A 534-nucleotide genomic window follows, 5' to 3' on the forward strand; every position below is an offset into this window, starting at 1 on the left:
GCATAAAAACCATTATCTTCTGGTAACAAAGAATAGGCATCGGTAAGATCATTGAGCACCTGGGAATATCCTTCTTCAATAGTGTTTCTCGCAGGATAGTCAATTGAAGATGCATCAAGCACAGGTTCCAATACGACAGGAACTCCCAATTCGCCTCCGTTTGCTCCCATTTCATAAGGCATTGAGAATAACCTTACCAGGTCAAAATAGGCAAGCCCCCTAAGGAATTTGGCTTCACCTTCAACCTGGGCTCTTTCATCCTCATCTTCAAAAACATCAAGATTGGCAAGAACAATATTGGCCTGATTAATTATCTGATACCCATTCATCCAGATATCTCTAACATAGCTGTTATCGGCAAGAATAGCTTTTTCATCAAATTCAGCAGGTTGTACATAAGTTCCGTTCCATGAAAGGTGGCCATCATTGGCAATTAATTCTGAAGCCAGGGCAATATGACCACCGTAGCTGTCATTATCCCTCGCCTCGGCATACATTCCCACAAGAATGGTCTGAATATTTGCGGGAGTTGAG

At 42.3% G+C, this 534-nt stretch carries 1 protein-coding gene; it reads right to left on the minus strand.

Annotation, left to right across the window (positions count from 1 at the left end):
- Positions 1 to 534 (minus strand): RagB/SusD family nutrient uptake outer membrane protein (locus HC175_RS17165; RefSeq protein ID WP_168139541.1); only part of this gene is annotated, 534 nt, incomplete at both ends.

The organism is Salinimicrobium oceani, from assembly GCF_012037645.1.